This is a genomic window from Enterobacter sp. 940_PEND, assembly GCF_001059415.1.
Lineage (GTDB): Bacteria > Pseudomonadota > Gammaproteobacteria > Enterobacterales > Enterobacteriaceae > Enterobacter > Enterobacter cloacae_M.
In genome coordinates, this window is record NZ_JUMS01000009.1 from 1 (window position 1) to 2,176 (window position 2,176).

General features: G+C 38.0%; 3 protein-coding genes. 1 reads left to right on the plus strand and 2 read right to left on the minus strand.

The genetic code is table 11. From position 1 onward, the window contains the following. Positions 1-310 precede the first annotated feature (310 nt). Positions 311-886, plus strand: coding sequence for a recombinase family protein (locus ADJ24_RS02655; RefSeq protein WP_023310168.1), 576 nt, complete (start codon positions 311-313; stop codon positions 884-886). Positions 887-1,059: 173 nt separating this feature from the next. On the opposite strand, the gene ADJ24_RS02660 is transcribed toward ADJ24_RS02655, so the two are convergent. After that, positions 1,060-1,386, minus strand: a complete 327-nt coding sequence (locus ADJ24_RS02660) for a hypothetical protein (RefSeq protein ID WP_023310169.1) — start codon at positions 1,384-1,386, stop codon at positions 1,060-1,062. A gap of 32 nt (positions 1,387-1,418) precedes the next feature. Beyond that, positions 1,419-1,757: a hypothetical protein gene (locus ADJ24_RS02665; protein ID WP_023310170.1), complete on the minus strand. Its 339-nt coding sequence runs from the start codon at positions 1,755-1,757 to the stop codon at positions 1,419-1,421. Positions 1,758-2,176 lie beyond the last annotated feature (419 nt).

Genomic DNA, 2,176 nt, shown 5'->3' on the forward strand with positions numbered 1-2,176 from the left:
TGATCTGATCCTTCAACTCAGCAAAAGTTCGATTTATTCAACAAAGCCTCTGCCTTATTTGATATCTCGTTCACTTGATCAGGTTTAACCCCCCTCGACAAAATGCCGTGAACTCTGACCTCGGTACTGAACTTTTCACTAACTCTAAATTGACCAAAAAATAAACGATCAAAAATCTCTTTTGTGTAGTCCCTAGTGATACTCCGCTTTAGCGTCTCGTTTAGTATCATTTATATGTTGAATGCATTTAAATGATACTGTATCATTTAGTTAATCAAAATGATACAAATCAGTAATGAGGGGCAGGAAAATGATTTTTGGTTATGCGAGAGTCTCAACGAAGGATCAGAATCTTGAGCGTCAGTTGGCAGTACTGGAACCTGTTTGCGACAAAATAGTTACAGAGAAAGAATCAGGCAAATCCACCAGCGAGAGACCAGAACTGCTGAACCTGCTTTCCCACCTTCGCGAAGGTGATACCCTCATTACTCATTCAATTGACCGCCTCGCACGTAATACCCGCGATTTGCTGGAAATAATTGATAACCTCGTGGCTCGTGGGATCACTGTCCAGTTCCTCGCAAATTCAATGAGCTTCGACAACTCCCCACAATCACGCCTGATCCTAACCATGATGGGAGCAGTTGCAGAATTTGAGCGAGGTATGATCGCATCACGCCGCAACGAGGGGATCGCCCTTGCTAAAGAGGCGAAGAAGTACAAGGGTAAGCAAAAGAACAAGGAATTACACATTAAAATCATTGATATGCTTCAAGCTGGGAAAAACACACCAGACGAGATCGCAAAGTTGTGTGATTGCGGCAGGGCTACAGTGTTTCGCGTGAAAAAAGAAATGCTTGCCAGTACTGGCAGTATTGAGAACTGATTTATTGGAAGGGATTCAAGAAAGAGGAGTTACAATTTACTAATACTTGGATCCCCTCTACATCTCCGTTGTACTTTAATGAAGAGTCAACAACACTTTTTAACCATATGTACAACAAACGCAAACATATTCCATAAGGGATTTTTATTAAATTTGAATGTGTTAATGGTTTATCATTTAGAATTATATTCCTTACAGCTTAGAATCACTTTAAGTTTATTAAGATAAAATAACTTGATGAAAGTTAAATTGTTATCAATCCATTTTATATATACTTTTCGTTCTGCACCCTCATCGACATAAATACTTTCTCCGTTTTCTCCAGTTCCATGGCGATAAAGTATAGTGTCATTTATCTGTAGGAACAGAGCAGTGCCAGTAGTACTGTTTACTATTTCCATTCTTTGATAATCATTAGGATCATAACACGTGAATGTACTGGCAAATACATGTGTGTTAAGTGTCAAAAATGTAATTATTATAATAAAAAACTTTCTCATTATTCTCCCTCGTATGTATTCTTCTAGTTTAATTAGTGGCAGCCACCATATTCATCATAATCATTTTCACCACCAACATATACTTTAGGCCAGTGATGGTAGGTTACATGGGTAAAGTCATTATTAACTTTCATTGTAACCATTCCATTGTTTTTATCCTTTGCTGCGTATGATACGAATGAGAAATCCTCTATCGAATTCACATGTACTCTAGGCATCTTAATCCCTTCCCATATAATGTATGTTCCGTCTTGTGCCATTGTGATCTGGTGAGTGACATTATCAGTACTGGTACATACACCCAATGATTCCTTTGGTTTAGTTGTACATCCAGCCAACAGCACTACAATCAGAAGTATTAGTTTTTTCATAATTCACATCCTTTTTTATGATTAATGCTTATCCACCAGTACAGAACCAATAATTATTTAAACTCTATTATCCCATTTATAATTCGATGATTCCGATAGGTTAACCACAGTTTGCTTGTTGTGTTTACATAATCTTGTCAGGAATGTGGTGTATTAAACACAAAAACTTGATCTTTACTGTAAGTTACCATAGGGTTTAAGTTTCTTAAAATACCATCAAACCTGCACCAACACTGACTCCTGCCCCCGAAAAGTGGCTTCAAAATGGCTGTTTAACATAGTTTATCCGGCTTATCGCCAGATCCTCAGAAGGGGAGTTGATACCATTTGTGTGAAAACACATTGAAAATCAGCTCGTAGCGTTGAGCCGATTATTTCAGCGGGTAGTATAGCGTAAAGAGATGTAAATCTGCCAGAGG